Raw genomic sequence first — 3,807 nt, 5'->3', positions numbered from 1 at the left:
GCGCCGCCGCGGCGGCGCCCACCAGGCCCGCGTCCGTGCCCATCACGGCGGGGGCGATGGTGAGGTGCTGGACGAAGGACAGGGTGGCGTAGTCCTTGAGGGCGGTGCGGAGGGGGGCGAAGAGAACGTCGCCGGCGTTCGCGACGCCGCCGCCGATGACGGCGATGTCGATCTCGACGAGGGTGGCGGTGGCGGCGATACCGGCGGCGAGGGCCTGGGCGGCGCGTTCGAAGGAGGCCACTGCGATCGGGTCACCGGCCTTCGCGGCGACGGCGACCGCCGCGGCCGAGGTGTCCCCGTCGGGGCCGGGCCGCCAGCCGTTCTCCAGCGCGCGTCGGGCGATGTTGGGGCCGCTCGCGATGCGCTCGACACAGCCGCGGGCGCCGCACGGGCAGGCGTCACCGTCGAGGTCGACGCTGATGTGACCGATATGGCCGGCGTTCCCGGTGGGGCCCGCGTGCAGCATTCCACCGAGGACGAGGCCGCCGCCGACGCCCGTCGAGACGACCATGCACAGCGCGTTGTCGTGGCCGCGCGCGGCGCCCTGCCAGTGCTCGGCGGCCGTGATGGCCACACCGTCGCCGATCAGTTCGACGGGGAGCCCGCCGGTCGCCGCCCGGACCCGCTCGACGAGGGGGAAGCCGCGCCAGCCGGGGACGTTCACCGGACTCACCGTGCCGGCCGAGGCGTCCACCGGTCCTGCGCTGCCGATCCCGACGGCCGCGGCCCCGCCCCACAGCGGGTCGGCTGTCAGCTCGCCGAGCACCTCTTCCACGGCCCGCATGACGGTGTCGCCGTCCTCCTGCGCGGGCGTCGGGCCCTGCGCGCGCACCAGGATCCGGCCGTGGCCGTCCACCAGCGCCCCGGCGATCTTGGTGCCGCCGATGTCGAGCGCGGCCACGAGGTCGGTCTGCATCAGTGTCAGTTCTCCCGCTGCGAGTCTCCTACCGGGCGCCCGAACAGAGCGACGCCCGGATCTCCGGCCGGAAACGGGCAGCACGACGCTCGCCTGGTGGGGGGCGCCGGCCAGAGAATGCGATAGACAGTCTCCCCCGGCCGTGACAACGTTGTCCAGGCTCTATGCTCGACGCCACATCCTCAACAGCCGCACAATTCCGACACGGCACCACCGACCACACCCGTGGACGACAGGACAGGACAGCGCATAGTGCCCGAGCCCGCCAACGGCATCGCCCGCCGCCCCGAGAACCGCTACGGCAACCGTCCCACGATGAAGGACGTCGCGGCCCGGGCCGGGGTGGGTCTGAAGACGGTCTCCCGGGTGGTGAACGGCGAGCCGGGCGTCACCTCGGACACCGAGCGCCGCGTCCAGGAGGCGATCGAGGCGCTCGGCTTCCGGCGCAACGACAGCGCGCGGGTGCTGCGCAAGGGCCGTACGGCCAGCATCGGCCTGGTCCTGGAGGACCTCGCCGACCCGTTCTACGGTCCGCTCAGCCGGGCGGTGGAGGAGGTGTCCCGCGCCCACGGTTCGCTGCTGATCAACGGCTCCAGCGCCGAGGACCCTGATCGCGAGCAGGAGCTGGCGCTGGCGCTGTGCGCCCGCCGCGTCGACGGGCTGGTGATCATTCCGGCCGGTGACGACCACCGGTATCTGGAGCCCGAGATCAGGGCGGGTGTCGCCACGGTGTTCGTGGACCGCCCGGCCGGGCGGATCGACGCCGACGTGGTGCTGTCGGACAGCTTCGGCGGGGCTCGCGACGGCGTCGCCCACCTCATCGCCCACGGCCACCGCCGCATCGGCTTCATCGGCGACATGCCCCGCATCCACACGGCCGCCGAGCGGCTGCGCGGCTACCGGGCGGCCATGGAGGACGCCGGGATACAGGTCGAGGACGCGTGGATGTCCCTGGGCGTCACCGACCCCGAGCGGGTCCGCAGGGCGGCCGAGGACATGCTGTCCGGTCCGTCGCCCGTCACGGCGGTCTTCGCGGGCAACAACCGGGTGACGGTGACGGTCGTGCGGGTCCTCGCCGGACACACCCGTCCGGTCGCCCTCGTCGGCTTCGACGACTTCGAGCTGGCCGATCTGCTCCGGCCGGGCATCACCGTGGTCGCCCAGGACCCCGCCCGGCTGGGCCGCACCGCCGCCGAGCGCCTGTTCCGGCAGCTGGACGGCTCCCTCGTCGCCCCCGAGCGTATCGAGCTGCCCACCAGGCTGATCGCCCGCGGCTCGGGCGAACTCCCGCCCGCGGACTGACTCTTGGACGCCCCCGACCCCCGTACGCTCGAAGCGCTCGGCCTCGCCGTGGCGCCGCGCGAGGACCCACTGAGCTATCCGGGCGCGTGGCCTGTCGAGTCGGCGCTCCTGGACGGCAACCGGATGCTGCCGCTGGACACGCTCGTCTTCGAGGACCGGGTCCCCGTCCTCTCGGTCGGCTCCAACGCCTGCCCCGCGCAGCTCGTCCACAAGATGGCCGAGCACGGTGTGGAGTGCCGTATCCCCATGGTCAGGGCGAGGGTCACGGACATCGGGATCGGCGTCTCCGCCCACGTCAGCCTGCTCGGCTACCTGTCCGCGTCGCCGTTCCACTCCCCCGGCTCCACCGCCGAACTGTTCATCACCTGGCTCGACGAGGCGCAGCTCGCCGTGGTCGACGCGAGCGAGGGCGCCGACTCCCCGACCGGCAACTTCCAGCGGGCCGCCCTGCCCGCCGCCGACTTCCCTGTCGAGCTGGAGTCGGGTGAACTCCTCGACCATGCCTGGATCTACGTCAACCGGTGGGGTGTCCTGCGCGACGGCGGCCCCGGCCCGCGCTCCCACCCGGGCCGGCAGCGCCCGCTCATCGCCGAACTCCTCGCCTCGTCGGCCGGATTGCGCGACCTGTTCGGCACCACCCCCGACGAGTTCTGCGCCCGGGCGCGAGGCGACCGAGGGCTGTGCCTGCGGGGCAGGGAGCTGTTCGCCGAACAGAGGTGGACGACGGTGTCGGGCCTGGAGCAGTACGTGCGGCCCCACCCGCGGGCGTAGGGCCGTGGGCCCCGGCCTCAGCAGACGGGGAGGCCGGGCACCGGGGCGTCGTTGTCGCCGCCCTGGATGTAGACGTCGCTGACCCAGACGTTCGTGTTGCCGCTGTCGTCGTCGGTCTTCGCCCACCAGACGTTGGTCCACTCGCCCGAGGTCTCGCGACGGCCCAGGTTCTGCTGGCAGTAGAAGTAGTTGATGCCCTGCTTGAGGACGCCGACCTCGGTGCCGGCGGCGGTGTAGGACTTCGCGGTGGTCCAGACCGTGCAGTTGTACTTGCCGCCGCCGATCGAGTGGCAGACCGGCGTCTCCTCGGTCTCCCCTCCGGTCGTGTCCCCGCTGGTGGAGCCGCCGGAGGTGTCCGAACCCCCTGAGCCGCCACCGGTGGTGCCGCCGCTCGCGTTCTTCGACGGGGAGGCGGACGCCTCGGTCTCCCTCTCATCCTCCTTCACCTTCTCGCTCGGGCTCGGGGACTTCTTGTCGTCCTTCCCGTCCTCGGTGGCGTCGGAGTCGTCGGAGAGGTCGACGGTGCCCCGGCTGCGGCCCGGGGAGGGGGTGCCGCTGATCGATTCGTCGGCCGAGGGCCGAGCGCCCGTCCGCGCGTCGTCGTCCCCGGTGAGCAGCGCGACCGTGACGCCCGAGGCGGCGAGCACGACGGTGACGGCGACGGTGGCGAGGAGGGCGCGGCCCTTGCGGGGCCGACTGCCGGTCGAGGACACGGTGGTGGCGGCTCCGGAAGCGGGTACCGGCACCTGCGGCGTGCCCGCACCGGGCCCGTCGACCGCCGTGGATGCCCCCGTGCCGGGTCCCGGGACCGGCTGCGG

3 protein-coding genes and 1 pseudogene are annotated in these 3,807 nt (G+C 73.3%); 2 read left to right on the top strand and 2 right to left on the bottom strand.

Annotated features, from left to right (window positions below):
- The coding region (locus tag AWZ10_RS27300; RefSeq protein ID WP_060892297.1) for an ROK family protein at window positions 1-916 on the bottom strand (916 nt) is incomplete at its 3' end.
- A gap of 252 nt (window positions 917-1,168) precedes the next feature.
- Here AWZ10_RS27300 and AWZ10_RS27295 point away from each other — a divergent pair.
- Both AWZ10_RS27295 and AWZ10_RS27290 read left to right on the top strand, forming a co-directional pair.
- Window positions 1,169-2,218 carry a LacI family DNA-binding transcriptional regulator gene (locus AWZ10_RS27295; RefSeq protein ID WP_046703253.1) on the top strand — a complete coding sequence of 350 codons (1,050 nt, stop codon included), beginning with the start codon at window positions 1,169-1,171 and terminating at the stop codon, window positions 2,216-2,218.
- A gap of 3 nt (window positions 2,219-2,221) precedes the next feature.
- Entirely contained in the window at window positions 2,222-2,989 is a 768-nt protein-coding gene (locus tag AWZ10_RS27290; protein WP_060892296.1) for a hypothetical protein, read from the top strand.
- 17 nt (window positions 2,990-3,006) lie between these two features.
- On the opposite strand, the pseudogene AWZ10_RS27285 reads toward AWZ10_RS27290, so the two are convergent.
- Window positions 3,007-3,807, bottom strand: a pseudogene (locus AWZ10_RS27285) (serine/threonine-protein kinase); the annotation flags it as partial.

The sequence above is a fragment of the Streptomyces europaeiscabiei genome (genome assembly GCF_001550375.1).
Taxonomy (GTDB): domain Bacteria; phylum Actinomycetota; class Actinomycetes; order Streptomycetales; family Streptomycetaceae; genus Streptomyces; species Streptomyces europaeiscabiei.
This window is presented reverse-complemented; position numbering and strand designations above follow the sequence as displayed.